Annotated in this window: 15 protein-coding genes; 12 read left to right on the plus strand and 3 right to left on the minus strand. The window is 67.9% G+C overall.

The annotated features are described in order from the left end of the window. Nucleotides 1-3 precede the first annotated feature (3 nt). The 5 genes from ACSF9G_RS03000 to ACSF9G_RS03020 are packed head-to-tail and all read left to right on the plus strand — an operon-like array spanning nucleotide 4 to nucleotide 4,130. Nucleotides 4-1,125 (plus strand): carbon-phosphorus lyase complex subunit, encoded by a 1,122-nt coding sequence (locus ACSF9G_RS03000; protein ID WP_436638152.1) that lies wholly within the window; start codon nucleotides 4-6, stop codon nucleotides 1,123-1,125. After that, nucleotides 1,122-1,988, plus strand: a complete 867-nt coding sequence (locus ACSF9G_RS03005) for an alpha-D-ribose 1-methylphosphonate 5-phosphate C-P-lyase PhnJ (RefSeq protein WP_436638154.1) — start codon at nucleotides 1,122-1,124, stop codon at nucleotides 1,986-1,988. Before ACSF9G_RS03000 ends, ACSF9G_RS03005 begins: the two co-directional genes overlap by 4 nt. Nucleotide 1,989: 1 nt before the next feature. Further along, nucleotides 1,990-2,787 (plus strand): phosphonate C-P lyase system protein PhnK, encoded by a 798-nt coding sequence (gene phnK, locus ACSF9G_RS03010; RefSeq protein WP_436638156.1) that lies wholly within the window; start codon nucleotides 1,990-1,992, stop codon nucleotides 2,785-2,787. 10 nt (nucleotides 2,788-2,797) lie between these two features. Next, nucleotides 2,798-3,487 (plus strand): phosphonate C-P lyase system protein PhnL, encoded by a 690-nt coding sequence (gene phnL / locus ACSF9G_RS03015; protein WP_436638158.1) that lies wholly within the window; start codon nucleotides 2,798-2,800, stop codon nucleotides 3,485-3,487. A 10-nt stretch (nucleotides 3,488-3,497) separates the two neighbouring features. Next, complete coding sequence (locus ACSF9G_RS03020) at nucleotides 3,498-4,130, plus strand: DapH/DapD/GlmU-related protein (RefSeq protein WP_436638160.1); 633 nt, start codon at nucleotides 3,498-3,500, stop codon at nucleotides 4,128-4,130. Here the strand turns inward: ACSF9G_RS03020 and ACSF9G_RS03025 are convergent. Beyond that, nucleotides 4,127-4,891: a Stf0 family sulfotransferase gene (locus ACSF9G_RS03025; RefSeq protein WP_436638162.1), complete on the minus strand. Its 765-nt coding sequence runs from the start codon at nucleotides 4,889-4,891 to the stop codon at nucleotides 4,127-4,129. The two genes, ACSF9G_RS03020 and ACSF9G_RS03025, sit on opposite strands and share 4 nt — an antisense overlap. A 41-nt stretch (nucleotides 4,892-4,932) precedes the next feature. After that, complete coding sequence (locus ACSF9G_RS03030) at nucleotides 4,933-6,285, minus strand: NAD(P)/FAD-dependent oxidoreductase (protein ID WP_436638164.1); 1,353 nt, start codon at nucleotides 6,283-6,285, stop codon at nucleotides 4,933-4,935. A gap of 238 nt (nucleotides 6,286-6,523) precedes the next feature. Here ACSF9G_RS03030 and phnC point away from each other — a divergent pair, with 238 nt between their 5' ends. From phnC to ACSF9G_RS03065, 7 genes are all read left to right on the plus strand, one after another. Then, on the plus strand, nucleotides 6,524-7,369 hold the full coding sequence (gene phnC, locus ACSF9G_RS03035) for a phosphonate ABC transporter ATP-binding protein (RefSeq protein ID WP_436638166.1): 846 nt from the start codon (nucleotides 6,524-6,526) through the stop codon (nucleotides 7,367-7,369). Nucleotides 7,370-7,419: 50 nt separating this feature from the next. Continuing rightward, nucleotides 7,420-8,418, plus strand: coding sequence for a phosphonate ABC transporter substrate-binding protein (gene phnD, locus ACSF9G_RS03040; protein WP_436638168.1), 999 nt, complete (start codon nucleotides 7,420-7,422; stop codon nucleotides 8,416-8,418). 83 nt (nucleotides 8,419-8,501) lie between these two features. Continuing rightward, entirely contained in the window at nucleotides 8,502-9,347 is an 846-nt protein-coding gene (gene phnE, locus ACSF9G_RS03045; RefSeq protein WP_436638170.1) for a phosphonate ABC transporter, permease protein PhnE, read from the plus strand. Nucleotides 9,348-9,354: 7 nt separating this feature from the next. Further along, the gene (locus tag ACSF9G_RS03050; protein WP_436638172.1) at nucleotides 9,355-10,497 is read left to right on the plus strand and encodes an alpha-D-ribose 1-methylphosphonate 5-triphosphate diphosphatase; all 1,143 of its coding nucleotides are present in this window, start codon (nucleotides 9,355-9,357) and stop codon (nucleotides 10,495-10,497) included. Next, nucleotides 10,494-11,090, plus strand: a complete 597-nt coding sequence (phnN, locus tag ACSF9G_RS03055) for a phosphonate metabolism protein/1,5-bisphosphokinase (PRPP-forming) PhnN (RefSeq protein ID WP_436638174.1) — start codon at nucleotides 10,494-10,496, stop codon at nucleotides 11,088-11,090. Before ACSF9G_RS03050 ends, phnN begins: the two co-directional genes overlap by 4 nt. Before the next feature lie 191 nt (nucleotides 11,091-11,281). Beyond that, nucleotides 11,282-12,169, plus strand: a complete 888-nt coding sequence (locus ACSF9G_RS03060; RefSeq protein ID WP_436638176.1) for a DMT family transporter — start codon at nucleotides 11,282-11,284, stop codon at nucleotides 12,167-12,169. 118 nt (nucleotides 12,170-12,287) lie between these two features. Next, nucleotides 12,288-13,169 carry an NAD(P)-dependent oxidoreductase gene (locus ACSF9G_RS03065; RefSeq protein WP_436638178.1) on the plus strand — a complete coding sequence of 294 codons (882 nt, stop codon included), beginning with the start codon at nucleotides 12,288-12,290 and terminating at the stop codon, nucleotides 13,167-13,169. 3 nt (nucleotides 13,170-13,172) lie between these two features. Here the strand turns inward: ACSF9G_RS03065 and ACSF9G_RS03070 are convergent, their stop codons facing one another. Beyond that, entirely contained in the window at nucleotides 13,173-14,231 is a 1,059-nt protein-coding gene (locus ACSF9G_RS03070) for a 4-oxalomesaconate tautomerase (RefSeq protein ID WP_436638180.1), read from the minus strand.

Consider the following 14,231-nt stretch of genomic DNA (forward strand, 5'->3'; position numbering starts at 1 on the left):
CTCATGTATGTCGCTGTAAAAGGTGGGGAATCGGCGATCCGCAACGCCCACCGGCTGCTCGCCGACGAACGGCGTGGCGACCGGTCGGTGCCGGATGTCACGCTCGACCAGATCGCCGGCCAGCTCGCCCTCGCCGTCGACCGGGTAATGGCGGAAGGCTCCCTCTACGACCGCGATCTCGCCGCGCTGGCGGTGAAACAGGCCCGCGGCGATCTGATCGAGGCGATTTTCCTGATCCGCGCCTATCGCACCACCCTGCCCCGCTTCGGCGCGTCCGAGCCGGTCGACACCGCCCGGATGCGCATCCGCCGCCGCATCTCCGCGACCTACAAGGACCTGCCCGGCGGACAGCTGCTCGGCCCCACCTTCGACTACACCCACCGGCTGCTCGAGCCCTCGCTGGCCGAGGACACCGCGCCGCCGCCCCCGGAGACCGCCGCCGCCAGCGACGCCCCGATCCCCCGCGTCACCGACCTGCTCGGCGGCGAAGGCCTGATCGAACCGGATCCGGAGGCCGATCCGGACACGCCGGTGCGCGATCTGACCCGCGAGCCGCTGGAATTCCCCGCCGACCGCTCCCTGCGCCTGCAGGGGCTTGCCCGCGGTGACGAGGGGTTCCTGCTCGCCCTCGGCTATTCGACCCAGCGCGGCTATGCCCGGTCGCATCCCTTCGTCGGCGAGATCCGCATCGGCGAGGTGGAGATCGAGGTCATCCCCGAAGAGCTCGGCTTTCCGGTCACGATCGGCCGCATCACCGTCACCGAGTGCCAGATGGTCAACCAGTTCAAGGGCTCGGCCAAGGCGCCGCCGCAGTTCACCCGCGGCTACGGCCTCGTCTTCGGCCAGTCCGAGCGCAAGGCCATGTCGATGGCGCTCGTCGACCGGGCGCTGCGCTGGAACGAACTCGGCGAGGAACCGACCGCGCCGGCGCAGGACGAGGAATTCGTGCTGTCGCACGCCGACAACATCCGCGCTACCGGCTTCGTCGAGCACCTGAAACTGCCCCATTACGTCGATTTCCAGGCCGAGCTGGAACTCGTCCGCCGAATGCACCGCGAAGCGGCGGCATTTTCGGGCCAAACAGACGAGAACCTCGGCACCGAGCACCAGGAGGCCGCGGAATGAACGCGCACGCCGCCACGACCGATACCGCCTACAACTTCGCCTATCTCGACGAGCAGACGAAACGCATGATCCGCCGGGCGATCCTGAAGGGCATCGCCATTCCCGGCTATCAGGTTCCGTTCGCCAGCCGCGAGATGCCGATGCCCTACGGCTGGGGCACCGGCGGCGTGCAGGTGACTGCCGCGATCCTGGGCCCCGACGACACGCTGAAGGTGATCGACCAGGGCTCCGACGACACCACCAACGCGGTGGCGATCCGGGGCTTCTTCGCCCGCACCGCCGGGGTGCAGACGACGACGCGCACGGCCGAGGCGACCGTCATCCAGACCCGCCACCGCATCCCCGAGCGGCCCCTGGGCGAAGACCAGATCCTCGTCTTCCAGGTGCCGATCCCGGAGCCGCTGCGCTTCCTCGAACCGCGCGAGACCGAGACCCGCAAGATGCACGCGCTCGAGGAATACGGGATCATGCACGTCAAGCTCTACGAGGACATCGCCCGCCACGGCCACATCGCCACCACCTATGCCTATCCGGCGCTGGTCGACGGCCGCTACGTGATGGACCCCTCGCCGATCCCCAAGTTCGACAATCCGAAGCTGAACCGGTCCGACGCGCTGATGCTGTTCGGCGCCGGCCGCGAGCAGCGCATCTACGCGCTTCCCCCGCACACCGACGTGCACAGCCTCGACTTCGAGGACCATCCCTTCGCGGTCCAGACCTTCTCCGAACCCTGCGCGCTGTGCGGTTCGAGCGGCATCTACCTCGACGAGATCGTCACCGACGACGCCGGCGGGCGCATGTTCGTCTGTTCCGATTCCGACCATTGCGAGGAGCGGCGGGCCGAAATCCCCGCCGAGACCTGACATGACTCACCCAGGCGATATCGACGACGACCTGCCGCTGTTGCGTGCCAGTGGCGTCTCGCACTTCTATGGCAGCCGGGTCGGCTGTCACGACGTGTCCTTCGAACTGTGGCCCGGCGAGGTGCTGGCGATCGTCGGCGAATCCGGGTCCGGCAAGACCACTTTGATGAACTGCCTGTCGGGCCGCCTGACGCCGACGGCCGGCGTCGTCGAGTACCGGATACGCGACGGCCAGGCGCGCAATATTTTCGCCATGAGCGAGGCGGAGCGGCGCTTTCTGGCCCGCACCGACTGGGGCTTCGTCCATCAGGACGCCCGCGACGGCCTGCGCATGACGGTCTCGGCCGGCGGCAATGTCGGCGAGCGGCTGATGGCGGTCGGCGCGCGCAACTACGGCGCCATCCGCGCGGAGGCGCTCGACTGGCTGGGAAGGGTCGAGATCGCCGCCGACCGCATCGACGACCGCCCCGACACCTTTTCCGGCGGCATGCGCCAGCGCCTGCAGATCGCCCGCAACCTGGTCACCGGCCCGCGCCTCGTCTTCATGGACGAGCCGACCAGCGGCCTCGACGTCTCGGTGCAGGCGCGCCTGCTCGACCTGCTGCGCGGCCTCGTCGCCGACCTGGGCCTCGCGGCGATCGTCGTCACCCACGATCTGGCGGTCGCGCGCATGATCTCGCACCGGCTGATGGTGATGCGCCGCGGCGCGGTCATCGAGAGCGGCCTCACCGATCAGATTCTCGACGACCCCCGCACCCCGTACGCCCAGCTTCTGGTCGCGTCCGTCCTGCAGCCGTGAGGAAAACCCCATGACCATGCGTTTGTGTCTCTCCGGCGTCGGCAAGACCTTCGTCATGCACCTGCAGGACGGCATCGAAATCCCCGTCCTGCACGGCGTCGAGCTCGCGGTGAAGGAGGGCGAATGCGTCGCCCTCACCGGCCCCTCCGGCACCGGCAAGAGCACGGTCCTGCGGATGATCTACGGCAACTACGTCGCCGATGAAGGCCAGATTCTGGTGGTCGACGGCGCGCGCATCGTCGACATGGCGTCGGCGGCGCCGCGCCGGGTGCTCGATCTGAGGCTCCGCACCATCAGCTATGTCAGCCAGTTCCTGCGGGCTGTGCCGCGCGTCCCCGCCATCGACGTGGTCGCCGAACCGCTTCGTTCGCTCGGCGCATCCGCCGCCGAGGCGCGGGACCGCGCCGCGACCCTGCTTGCCAGGCTCAACCTGCCCGAACGCCTCTGGTCGTTGCCGCCGGCAACCTTCTCAGGCGGTGAGCAGCAGCGCGTCAATATCGCCCGCGGCCTCGTCGCCCAGCGGCCGATCCTGATCCTCGACGAGCCGACCGCCTCTCTCGACGCCACCAACCGCGACATCGTGGTCGAGCTGATCGACGAGCGGAAGAAGGCCGGCACCGCGGTTCTCGGCATCTTCCATGACGCGATCGTCCGCGATGCGGTCGCCGACCACTGCGTCGACGTCCAGGCCTTCACGTGAGGACATGACGATGCCCCGCCTCTCCGAAAAGTCGCTGGTCCACGCCAGCGCCGTCGTCACCGACTCCACGCTCGGCCGCTATACAGAGATCGCCGAGCGCTGCCATGTGAGCGAGAGCACCGTCGGCGACTATTCCTACATGATGCGCGAGTGCGAGGTCTGGGCCGCCCGGATCGGCAAGTTCGTCAACATCGCCAGCCACGCCCGCATCAACGCGACCAACCATCCGGTGTGGCGCGCCACCCTGCATCACTTCACCTATCGCGCCGGCGACTATTTCGAGGACGCCGGCACCGAGACGGCGTTCTTCGACTGGCGCCGCGACAACGCGGTGACCATCGGCCACGATGTCTGGCTCGGCCACGGCGTGACCATCCTGCCGGGCGTTTCGATCGGCAACGGCGCGGTGATCGGCGCCGGCGCCGTGGTCTCCAGGGACGTGCCGGCCTATGCGATCGTCGGCGGGGTTCCGGCGAAGTTCATCCGCTGGCGGTTCCCAGAGGAGATCGGCAACCGCATGGACCGGCTCGCCTGGTGGGACTGGCCGCACGCGCGGCTGCGCACGGCGCTTGCAGACTTCCGCACGCTCGACGCCGAAGCCTTCCTCGACCGCTACGAGGTCGAGGCCGCGCAAAGCGCTTAGGACCGGGCACCCGCCCTAATGTCGGCGCGGTAGCGGCGCATCCATTCAAGGCTCATCTCATCGGAGAGCTTCGCCACGCCGGGCTGGACCTCCGAGACGTTCGGCGCCGCGATCCCGAGCGCCCCGCAGAGGCGCACCAGCGTCGCGGCGGGATCGGCCGACAGGCGCTCGTAGCCGATCCGCACCGGGGTGATGCCCTGCCCCGCGAACCACGTATTCCAGGCCGTATCGTAGCTTTCGAGCTCGGCGAGTTCCTGTCTGATCCGTTCGAAATCGTAGACGGGGTCCTGCGGCGGAGCGAGCCGCTCCAACTCACTTCCATCGGGCGCGACATGCCAGAGACCGGTTTGCTGCGCCTTCACCAGGGAGACCGCCTGGGCGAGCTTGTTCTCGCGCGACAGATGGATGTAGAGCGTCTTGCCGAAGGCCCGCTCGAACCGTGCCGCGTCGGACGGCAGGCCGGGATAGATCCGGTCGAGGATCGCCGTCAGGTCGTCGAGGTTCTCCCGCATCAGCCGAAGCCCGAAGATGGGTGTACCGCCCTTCCCGACTTCGATCGCCGCTGCGAGATAGGCGATGTCGTAGTCCCTCTCGCCCATCGAATCCGAGCTCGGCAGACCCCACTCCTCCGCCCACGCCGGCATGAACCGGCGGCTGTAGAACGAGTCCGGATCCCCCGCCGCCTGTGTCGACGCGAGCAGGCCGCACAGCAGCGTGCTTCCCGTTCGCGGCGTGCCGCAGAGGATATATGCGTCGTACATGGTACGGGTTCCGCTCGTCGTTGAAAAAAATCGGCCGCAGCCTAGAGAACTTCGTCCATCAGCCAATAGGCGACATAGGCCCCGCGCAGATAAAGCGGTCTCAGGCCCGGCAACGGAAAGCGCGGCAGGGGCTGGCCGGCCGCCGCCGGCACGATCTCGTGGTCGGGCCTGTCGCGAACCGCGAGCCGCGCCGCAGCCCGGCCCGACCAGGTTCCCATCGCGACGCCATTGCCGTGATAGCCCAGCGCGTGGATGACGCTGCCGTCGTCGGGCAACCGGGCGACGTGGGGCACGAGATCGGCCGTCATGCACACGAAGCCGCGCCAGAAATGGCTGATTTCGACATCGGCCCAGGCGGGAAACATGCGCACGAGCCGCTTGCGCATGTCGTCCTGCATCCGCTCCGTTCCGTCGGGAGCCGCAGACACGCCGCCGCGCGCGCCGAGCAGGAAACGCCCGTCCGGCAGCAAACGGAAATAGTGCAGCAGATTGCGGCTGTCATACGCCATCGTATGCGTCGTCCAGCCCTGCGCCTCGCGCTCGGCCTCCGTCAACGGCCGCGTGGTAATGACGTTCGACAGGGCGGGCAGCACGCGTCCGGCGAGGCCGGGATGCAGATCCTCTGCCGTGTAGCCGTTGGTGGCGACGATCACCGTCTTCGCCCGCAGACGCCCGCCCGGCGTCGACAGCACGTGCCAGCCGTCCGTCTTCTGCCACGCCTCGACCGGGCTTTGGCCGTGCACCCTGGCGCCACGATTCACCGTCGCGGCGGCAAGGCCGCGGGCGTATTTCATCGGATGCAGGCCGAAACCGAGCGGAAGGTGCAGCGCTGCTTCCGCCCCCTCCATCACCATGCCGGCCTGTCGCAGCTCGGCCTTCCGATAGAGCGTGCAGTCGAGGCCGTATACCTCGCGGATGTGCGAGACGGTGGCTTCAAGCTCCCGCAACGCGCCCTTGTCATGGGCGACTTCGATGTCGCCGTCGCCGATCGCCTCGATGTCGAAGCCTTCGCTTTCGGACAGGTCCCGAACGAGCGCGATCGCCTCGCGCTGGGCGGCGGAGAACCGTCGCGCCTCGGCGTCGCCATGGCGCTTCACCAGCGTCGAATGCGACACCTTGGTCCCACCCAGACAGCAGAACCCGCCGTTTCGGCCCGACGCGCCCCAACCCGGATGCGCCTTTTCCAGAACGCGCACATCGACGCCATGGTCGCGGGCCAGATGCAGCGCCGCCGACAGGCCCGTGTATCCCGCCCCGATGACGGCCACCTCGCAGGTTTCGTCGCCCGACAGAGCGGGCGTGTCGACCGTCAGCGGCTCGGCGGTCGCATCCCAGTAGCTGCCGACGGGACGGGACGGATCGAAGGCCGCCGGATGATAGATGTGCTGTGCCAAAACGCGCGCTCCCGATCAATTCGGCGACGGTCGGTCTGATGCGACCCGAAAGGCCGTCACGTCAAGCGCATTTTGCACAGGCAACTGCCTCGAAAAACCCCATGAATCCTTTGCGTTGCGGGGCCTGGGGATTGTCATCGAACCGACAACCAAGCGCAAAACAGCCGTCATGTACGACCGCTAAGCCTCGTCCGCAGTTCACAGTCTGGATCATAGACAAACCAGCGGGGTAATCGTCATGGCGACAGTCGTGGTCGAAGGGCTTTCGAAGACGTTTCGCGGTGGCAAGCGCGCGCTGAAGGACGTTTCCGTTTCGGTCGATCGTGGCGAGATGGTCGCCCTGATCGGCGCATCCGGATCCGGCAAGTCGACGCTCATCCGCCATGTCGCCGGCCTCGTGCAGGCGGACCGGAATGACGGCTGCAAGGTCATGGTCGGAGACCGGCCCGTGCAGACAGACGGCCGCCTGACAACCGATGCGCGCGACATCCGCCGCGACATCGGCGTCATCTTCCAGCAGTTCAATCTCGTCGGCCGGCTTTCGGTGCTGACCAACGTGCTGACCGGCGTGCTGGGTCGCGTACCGGCCGTGCGCGGCACCCTCGGCCTGTTCAGCCGCGACGAGAAGATCGTCGCCATGCAGGCGCTCGCCCGTGTCGGCATTGCCGAGACCGCGCGTCAGCGCGCCTCCACCCTGTCAGGCGGCCAGCAGCAGCGTGCCGCGATCGCCCGCGCGATGGTTCAGGGCGCGCAGATCGTGCTTGCCGACGAGCCGATCGCCTCGCTCGATCCGGCCTCCGCCAAGCGCGTCATGGAGGCTCTGTCGGAAATCAACCGCAACGACGGCATCACCGTCGTCGTGTCGCTGCACCAGGTCGAATACGCCCGCCGCTACTGCCCGCGCACCGTAGCGCTGCGCGACGGCGAGGTCGCATATGACGGGCCGAGCGAGGCCCTCACGCATGATTTTCTGCGCGAGCTCTATGGCGATGCCAGCGAGGAACTCGTGCTCCCAGACGTCCCGGAAAGGGCTCCCCGGCCGCAGATCGCGCTGCAGCCGGCCGTCGCCTTCGCCGGCGCGTGACCGCCTGACCAGTCCAGACGGTCCCAATCCCAGTTCATACGGAGGACTCCATGAACGCTGTCGTTAAGGGCCTTGCCGCCGCGGCGATTTCCGCCTCGCTGCTGGGCGCCGCCCATGCTGAGACGGCCGAAATCAATTTCGGCATCATCTCGACCGAATCCACCCAGAACCTGAAGACCCAGTGGGAACCGTTCCTCGCCGCCATGGAGGCCCAGACCGGCCTCAAGGTGAAGCCGTTCTTCGCCTCGGACTATGCCGGCATCATCGAGGGCATGCGCTTCGGCAAGGTGCACGTCGCCTGGTACGGCAACAAGTCGGCCATGGAAGCGGTCGACCGCTCCGACGGCGAGGTCTTCGCCCAGTCGGTCGATGTATCCGGCAATCCGGGCTACTGGTCGTTGCTGCTGGCGCCGGTCGACTCGCCGATCAATTCGCTGGACGACGTGCTGAAGTGCGACGCCTCGCTGAACTTCGGCATCGGCGACCCGAACTCGACATCGGGCTTCCTCGTCCCCACCACCTTCATCTTCGCCAAGAACGGCGTCGACCCGAAGAAATGCTTCAAGACGGTCCGTAACGCCAACCACGAAACCAATGCGATGGCGGTGGCCAACAATCAGGTCGACGTCGCCACCAACAACACCGAGAACCTTGCCCGCATCGAGGAGAACAATCCCGAGGCGTTCAAGAACATCAAGGTCGTCTGGAAGTCTCCGCTGATCCCGTCCGATCCGCTGGTCTGGCGCAAGGACCTGGATCAGGCCGCCAAGGACAAGATCTACACCTTCATGATGTCCTACGGCCGTCTCGGGGCCCCCGACGAGGTCGCCAAGGCGCGCGAGGTGCTCGCCGGCCTGAAGTGGGCGCCGTTCAAGCCGTCCTCCGACGCCCAGCTCTATCCGATCCGGATCATGGAGATCACCAAGCAGGAGTTCCAGGTCCAGGCGGACGACAAGATGGCCGCCGACGAAAAGGCCAAGGCGCTCGAAGAGCTGAAGGCGGAGAAGACCAAGTACGAAGGCCTGATGGCCAAGGTCCCGCAGGCCTGATCGGCCGCCCCCCTCACAAGGCGGCGCCGGCAACCTGACCGGCGTCGCCTCTTTTCGTGGAAAGACCGCTCGCGAGACGCCCGATGACATCAGTCTCCCCGATAACACCTGGCCCGATGACACCAGCAACGCCCGCCGCGCCCCGCCCGGTCGAACTGCCCCGCGCGTCTTTCGGCGACATGCTTTACCGGCTGCTGGTCTGGGGCGGTCTCGCCCTGGTGCTGGCATGGAGCTGGGGCCCGGCCGAAATGTTCCGGCTGGTGAACCTGTTCACCGATGCCAGCAACATGGCGGACTACGCCTCGGGCTTCCTGTCGCCGAATTTCCGCGACTGGGAATACTACGTCACCGAGATGATCCTGACCGTGCAGATCGCCATCTGGGGCACGGTGCTGGCGATCGTCTTCGGCATTCCCTTCGCACTCCTGTCGTCCAACAACATCGCCCCGGCCTGGGTTGTCCAGCCGGTGCGCCGGCTGATGGACGCCTGCCGGGCGATCAACGAGATCGTCTTCGCGGTGCTGTTCGTCGTCGCCGTCGGCCTCGGCCCGTTCGCCGGTGTCATGGCGCTGTTCATCCACAACATGGGCGTCGTCTCCAAGCTGTTTTCCGAGGCCGTCGAGGCGATCGACCCGCGCCCCGTGGAAGGCATCCGCGCGACCGGCGCGACCCGGCTGCAGGAGGTCATCTACGGCGTCCTGCCGCAGGTGCTTCCGCTCTGGATCTCCTTTTCGCTCTACCGTTTCGAGACCAACGTGCGCTCCGCCACGGTGCTCGGCATCGTCGGCGCCGGCGGCATCGGCCAGATCATGTTCGAGTCGATCCGCGGCTTCTACTACGCCGAGACCGCCGCGATCCTGATCATCGTGGTGATCACCGTGTCGATCATCGACATCGTGTCGCAGCGCCTCAGAAAGCTGGTGATCTGAGACCATCATGCACGACACGATCCTAACCAACGCCCGCCTCGTCCTTCCCGGCGAGGTCGCCGCCGGCAGCCTGTCCATCGCCGACGGGACGATCCGCTCCGTCGATCCCGGCACCACGTCCCTCGCCGCCGCCGAGAACCTCGAGGGCGACTACCTGATCCCCGGTCTGGTCGAGTTGCATACCGACCACCTGGAATGCCACTTCTCGCCGCGTCCGGGCGTCGCCTGGAACCCGATCGCCGCCGTGCAGTCGCACGACGCGCAGATCGCCGCCTCCGGCATCACCACGGTGCTCGACGCGCTGCGTGTCGGCTCCGACAACGACAAGAGCGACGCGGCCAGCCATATGCACACGCTCGCCGACGCGATCACGGCGGCCGGCAGGGCGGGCCGGCTGCGCGCCGAACATTTCCTGCATCTTCGCTGCGAGATCGCCTCGCCGAACGTGGTGCCGGAAGCCGAGCCGTTTCTCGACCATCCGGCCCTGAAGCTCGTCTCGGTGATGGACCACACGCCGGGCCAGCGCCAGTTCGTCAGCCTCGACAAGTTCCGCGAGTACTACAAGGGCAAGGTCGGCATGTCGGACGCCGAGCTGGACGCCTTCATCGCCGAACGCCACGCCCTGCACGAGCGCCACGCCGCGCCGAACCGCGCCTCGCTCTACCAGCAGTGCCGGAATTCCGAGATCGTCCTGGCCAGCCATGACGACGCGACCGAAGCCCATGTCGTCGAGGCGATCGAGGCCGGCGTCGTGCTGTCGGAGTTCCCGACCACGGTCGAGGCCGCCGGCGCGGCCCATCGCGCCGGTCTGGCCGTGCTGATGGGGGCGCCCAACATCGTGCGCGGCGGCTCGCATTCGGGTAACGTGTCCGCCATCGACCTTGCCGAACAAGGCCTCCTCGACGTGCTGTCCTCGGACTACATCCCTTTCAGCCTGCTGCATGCCGCCTTCGTGCTGCCGCGCAGGGTCGACTCGATCACGCTGCCCGAGGCGATCCGCCTCGTCACCGCCAATCCGGCCCGCTCGGTCGGTCTCGACGATCGCGGCGAAATCGCGGAAGGCCTGTCGGCAGATCTGGTCCGCGTCCGCTTCGAGGACGATGTGCCGGTGGTGCGCGCGGTCTGGCGCAAGGGAAAGCGGGTCGCATGAGCGGCAGTCAGCGGATCGGCCCGGGCACGTTCGTGCCCGTCGTCGGCCCCTCGGGGGCGGGCAAGGATACCCTGATCCGTCTTGTCGCCGACACCTTCGCCGATCATTCCGGCGTCCGCTTCGTGCGCCGCCTCGTCACCCGGCCCGCCGATAGCGCCACGGAAGACCACGACAGCCTGAACGAAGCGGCGTTCGCCCGGATGATCGGGGCCGACGATGTCGCCCTGCACTGGCGCGCCCACGGGCTCGGCTACGCGATCCCGCTGATCGTCGACGACTGGATCGCGGCCGGCGCCGTCGTCATCGCCAACCTGTCGCGCAAGGCGATCCCCACGGCGGCGGACCGCTACAGTACCGTGGCCGTGGTCAACGTCACCGCCTCCCCCGATATCCTGCGCGCGCGGCTCGAAGGGCGCGGCCGCGAGACCGGCGCAGATATCGAGGAGCGGTTGACGCCGGTTCCGATCTCCGTCCCCGATGGCGTGGAACTGGTCGAGATTGTCAATGACAGAGAACCGGAAGCCGCCGCCCGGCTGCTGCAAGGTGTCGTAGAACGCCACATCCGGGAGGCCGTTCGCCAGCCCGCGGAATAGGCGGGACCGCCGACCTGCGCGAACGAGTCGACCATCGCCAGCCCGGCCCGACAGTCTCAAGTCTCCCAGAAACAGGCCGAATTCCTGTATCGGCGGGGCTCATGCGGGCCCGCACCCAAATCGCCGGTTGACCCGGGCGCTCGGCGGGGCTCTCGTACGGCAGACGGTTTGTCGCGCCGACGAGGGCCGCCATGACGACAGCTACGACCGGTCACATCACGACGCGCACCGCGCTCCTTACGGGGACGGCGATGCTGGCCTTCGCCGCCAACTCGCTGCTCTGCCGGCTCGCCCTGGCGCCGAAGCTGATCGATGCGGCGAGTTTCACCAGCGTCCGCCTGATCTCCGGCGCGGCGACGCTGGCGCTGATCCTGTTCCTGCGGCACGGGACCAAGGGCCGCCCGGAGGCGAACTGGCGGTCGGTGGCCGCGCTGTTCGCCTACATGATCTTCTTTTCCTTCGCCTATCTGTCGCTGAGCGCGGGAACCGGCGCGCTGGTCCTGTTCGGCGCCGTGCAGCTCACGATGTTCATCGTCGCGCTGCGGTCGGGCGAGCACTTCTCGCGCCTGTCCTGGGCGGGGCTGACGCTGGCGATCCTGGGGCTCGTCTATCTCGTCTCGCCCGGGGTCACCGCGCCCGATCCTCTGGGCGCGGCGGCGATGGCGGTCGCCGGCATCTCCTGGGGCGTCTATTCCCTGATCGGCCGCGGCGCGCGGGATCCGCTGGCCGCGACGGCGGGCAACTTCATCTACGCCGTGCCGTTGACGGTGATCGCCAGCCTCGGCTTCATCAGCCAATACAGCGTGAGCGGACACGGGTTCGCGCTCGCCGTCCTCTCCGGCGCCCTCGCCTCGGCCTGCGGCTACGTCATCTGGTACGCCGCGCTGCCCGGTCTCACCGCGACCCGCGCCGCGACGGTGCAGCTCTCGGTTCCGGTCATCGCGGCCGTCGGCGGTGTTTTCCTGATCTCCGAGCAGCCGACGCTGCGCCTTCTCGTCGCCTCGGCGGCCACTCTCGGCGGTGTCGCGATCGTGCTCGCCCAGCGGGCGCACCAGCGGGCGCAACGGCCCCAGCGCTGAGCGCAGCAAATTGCTGAGCGCAACCTGTTGCCGAGCGCGCCAATTCCTGGCCGCGCCCTATTTGTGACACGCCCGGCGGGTGCGATGTAGGATCGTGTTGGCAGAAGGAGCCAGGTCGATGCGTATCGGATTCATCGGTTTCGGCGAGGCGGGCCGGGCCTTCGCCGACACGCTGGCAGACAAGGGCGTCGAGCACTTCGCGACCTACGACATCCTGTTCGACGCCGAAGGCATGGACGGGCCGACCGCGAACATCGCCCGCCAGCGCAACGTCCACCCGCTGGCGCACCCCTCCGACGTCGCCGCCGAGTCCGACTGGGTGATCTCCGCCGTCACCGCCGCCTCCAGCCTCGACGCGGCCCGCGAATGCGCGACCTGCCTCGAGGGTCGCCACGTCTTCATCGACATCAACTCCGTCTCACCGGGCCGCAAGCGCGTCTCGTCTCAACTCCTCACAAGCAGCGGTGCCGCCTATATCGACATGGCCGTGATGGGCCCCGTGCACCCGCGCGGCCACGCCACGCCGGTGCTGCTCGCTGGTCCCGCCGCCCGGTCGATCGAACGGGATCTCGACCGTCTGGGCTTCGAATACGAGATCGTAAGCGACGATATCGGCGAGGCGACGGCGATCAAGATGGTGCGCAGCCTGTTCGTGAAGGGTCTCGAGGCGATCACCGTCGAAATGCTGCTCGCCGCCCGCGCTTCGGGCTGCCTCGACCGCGTCGTCGCCTCGCTCGCGGCAAGCTTCCCCGGTCTCGGCTGGGAGAAATTCGCCGATTACGAACTGGAGCGGGTCGCGCGACATGGCATTCGCCGCGGCGCGGAGATGGAGGAATCCGCCGTCACACTGCGCGAACTCGGCCTCAACGGCGATATCGCCGCCGCCATCGCCGCCACGCAAACCCGGATCGGCTCGCTCGGCCTCATGCCGAAGCGCAAGAACACCAAGGCGGATATCGATGCGTTGCTGGCGGCACTGAAGCCCGGGGTGAAGCGCTAGGGCCTAGTCGGCGAACACCACCCCGTCGAACAGCTTGCGCGCGGTCCTCAGGATCGCCGCGCGCTGCACCGCGCCGGCGTCGTCGAGCATCACCACCACGGTCATCTCGCCGGTCGGATGCTCGATCGACACCGTCTTCTCGCGGCCTTCGGGGATCGCGGCAAGCTCCGCTGCCGGACTTCCCGGCAGCAGGCAGGCGGTCGCCACGCTGACGGCACCGAGCACGCCGATGGAGGAATGGCAGCGGCGGGGAATGAAGGTGCGCGTCGAGACCGCCCCGCCGGCCTTCGGCGGCGAGACCATCGTCAGCTTCGGTACCGACGTCTCGGCGACGTCGCCGAGAGCCATCATCGGCCCGGCCTTCAGACGGATCGCCTCGAGCCGTGCCCGCAAGTCGGCGTTTTCTTCCAACCGCGCCGGCGTCTCCTGGCCGGTGATGCCGAGGTCGTGGGCCCGCATCACCACGGTCGGCATGCCGTTGTCGATCAGGGTCGCCCCGACGCCTTCGATCACATCGACGGCGTTGCCGGTCGGCAGCAGCGCGCCGCAGGAGGAGCCGGCCGTATCCTCGAACGCGATGGGGATCGGCGCCGCCGTGCCAGGCACCCCGTCGATGCGGGCTCCGCCGTCGTAGCGCACACGGCCATCCGGCGTCTCTACGGTCGCGACCGCGACCTGGCCGGTGTTTTCCATGAAGATGCGCACGTCGGTCCGCGTCTCCCGCGCCGTCACCAGTCCCCGTTCGATGGCGAAGGGACCGACAGCGGCCAGGATATTGCCGCAGTTCTGCGCGTCCGTGACGATCGGCCGGTCGACGAAGACCTGCAGGAACAGATAGTCGACGTCGATGTCCGGTCGCTCCGACGGCTTCACCACGGCGACCTTGGAGGTCAGCGGATCGGCGCCGCCCATCCCGTCGATCTGGCGGGCGTCCGGCGAGCCCATGACACGCAGCAAAAAGGCGTCCCGCTCGTCCGGGTCGGACGGCAGGTCGGCGGCAAGGAAATACCCGCCCTTCGAGGTGCCGCCGCGCATCCACATGCAGCGGATGCCCTCAGACAT

The organism is Microbaculum mangrovi (assembly GCF_051390635.1).
Taxonomy (GTDB): Bacteria; Pseudomonadota; Alphaproteobacteria; order Rhizobiales; family Tepidamorphaceae; genus Microbaculum.

What these genes read in the sequence shown, in the direction of transcription:
- ACSF9G_RS03000 (WP_436638152.1), top strand. Translation starts at nt 4, where the DNA reads ATGTATGTCGCTGTAAAAGGTGGGGAATCGGCGATCCGCAACGCCCAC.
- ACSF9G_RS03005 (WP_436638154.1), top strand. Translation starts at nt 1,122, where the DNA reads ATGAACGCGCACGCCGCCACGACCGATACCGCCTACAACTTCGCCTAT.
- phnK (WP_436638156.1), top strand. Translation starts at nt 1,990, where the DNA reads ATGACTCACCCAGGCGATATCGACGACGACCTGCCGCTGTTGCGTGCC.
- phnL (WP_436638158.1), top strand. Translation starts at nt 2,798, where the DNA reads ATGACCATGCGTTTGTGTCTCTCCGGCGTCGGCAAGACCTTCGTCATG.
- ACSF9G_RS03020 (WP_436638160.1), top strand. Translation starts at nt 3,498, where the DNA reads ATGCCCCGCCTCTCCGAAAAGTCGCTGGTCCACGCCAGCGCCGTCGTC.
- ACSF9G_RS03025 (WP_436638162.1), bottom strand. Translation starts at nt 4,891, where the DNA reads ATGTACGACGCATATATCCTCTGCGGCACGCCGCGAACGGGAAGCACG.
- phnC (WP_436638166.1), top strand. Translation starts at nt 6,524, where the DNA reads ATGGCGACAGTCGTGGTCGAAGGGCTTTCGAAGACGTTTCGCGGTGGC.
- phnD (WP_436638168.1), top strand. Translation starts at nt 7,420, where the DNA reads ATGAACGCTGTCGTTAAGGGCCTTGCCGCCGCGGCGATTTCCGCCTCG.
- phnE (WP_436638170.1), top strand. Translation starts at nt 8,502, where the DNA reads ATGACATCAGTCTCCCCGATAACACCTGGCCCGATGACACCAGCAACG.
- ACSF9G_RS03050 (WP_436638172.1), top strand. Translation starts at nt 9,355, where the DNA reads ATGCACGACACGATCCTAACCAACGCCCGCCTCGTCCTTCCCGGCGAG.
- phnN (WP_436638174.1), top strand. Translation starts at nt 10,494, where the DNA reads ATGAGCGGCAGTCAGCGGATCGGCCCGGGCACGTTCGTGCCCGTCGTC.
- ACSF9G_RS03060 (WP_436638176.1), top strand. Translation starts at nt 11,282, where the DNA reads ATGACGACAGCTACGACCGGTCACATCACGACGCGCACCGCGCTCCTT.
- ACSF9G_RS03065 (WP_436638178.1), top strand. Translation starts at nt 12,288, where the DNA reads ATGCGTATCGGATTCATCGGTTTCGGCGAGGCGGGCCGGGCCTTCGCC.
- ACSF9G_RS03070 (WP_436638180.1), bottom strand. Translation starts at nt 14,231, where the DNA reads ATGTCTGAGGGCATCCGCTGCATGTGGATGCGCGGCGGCACCTCGAAG.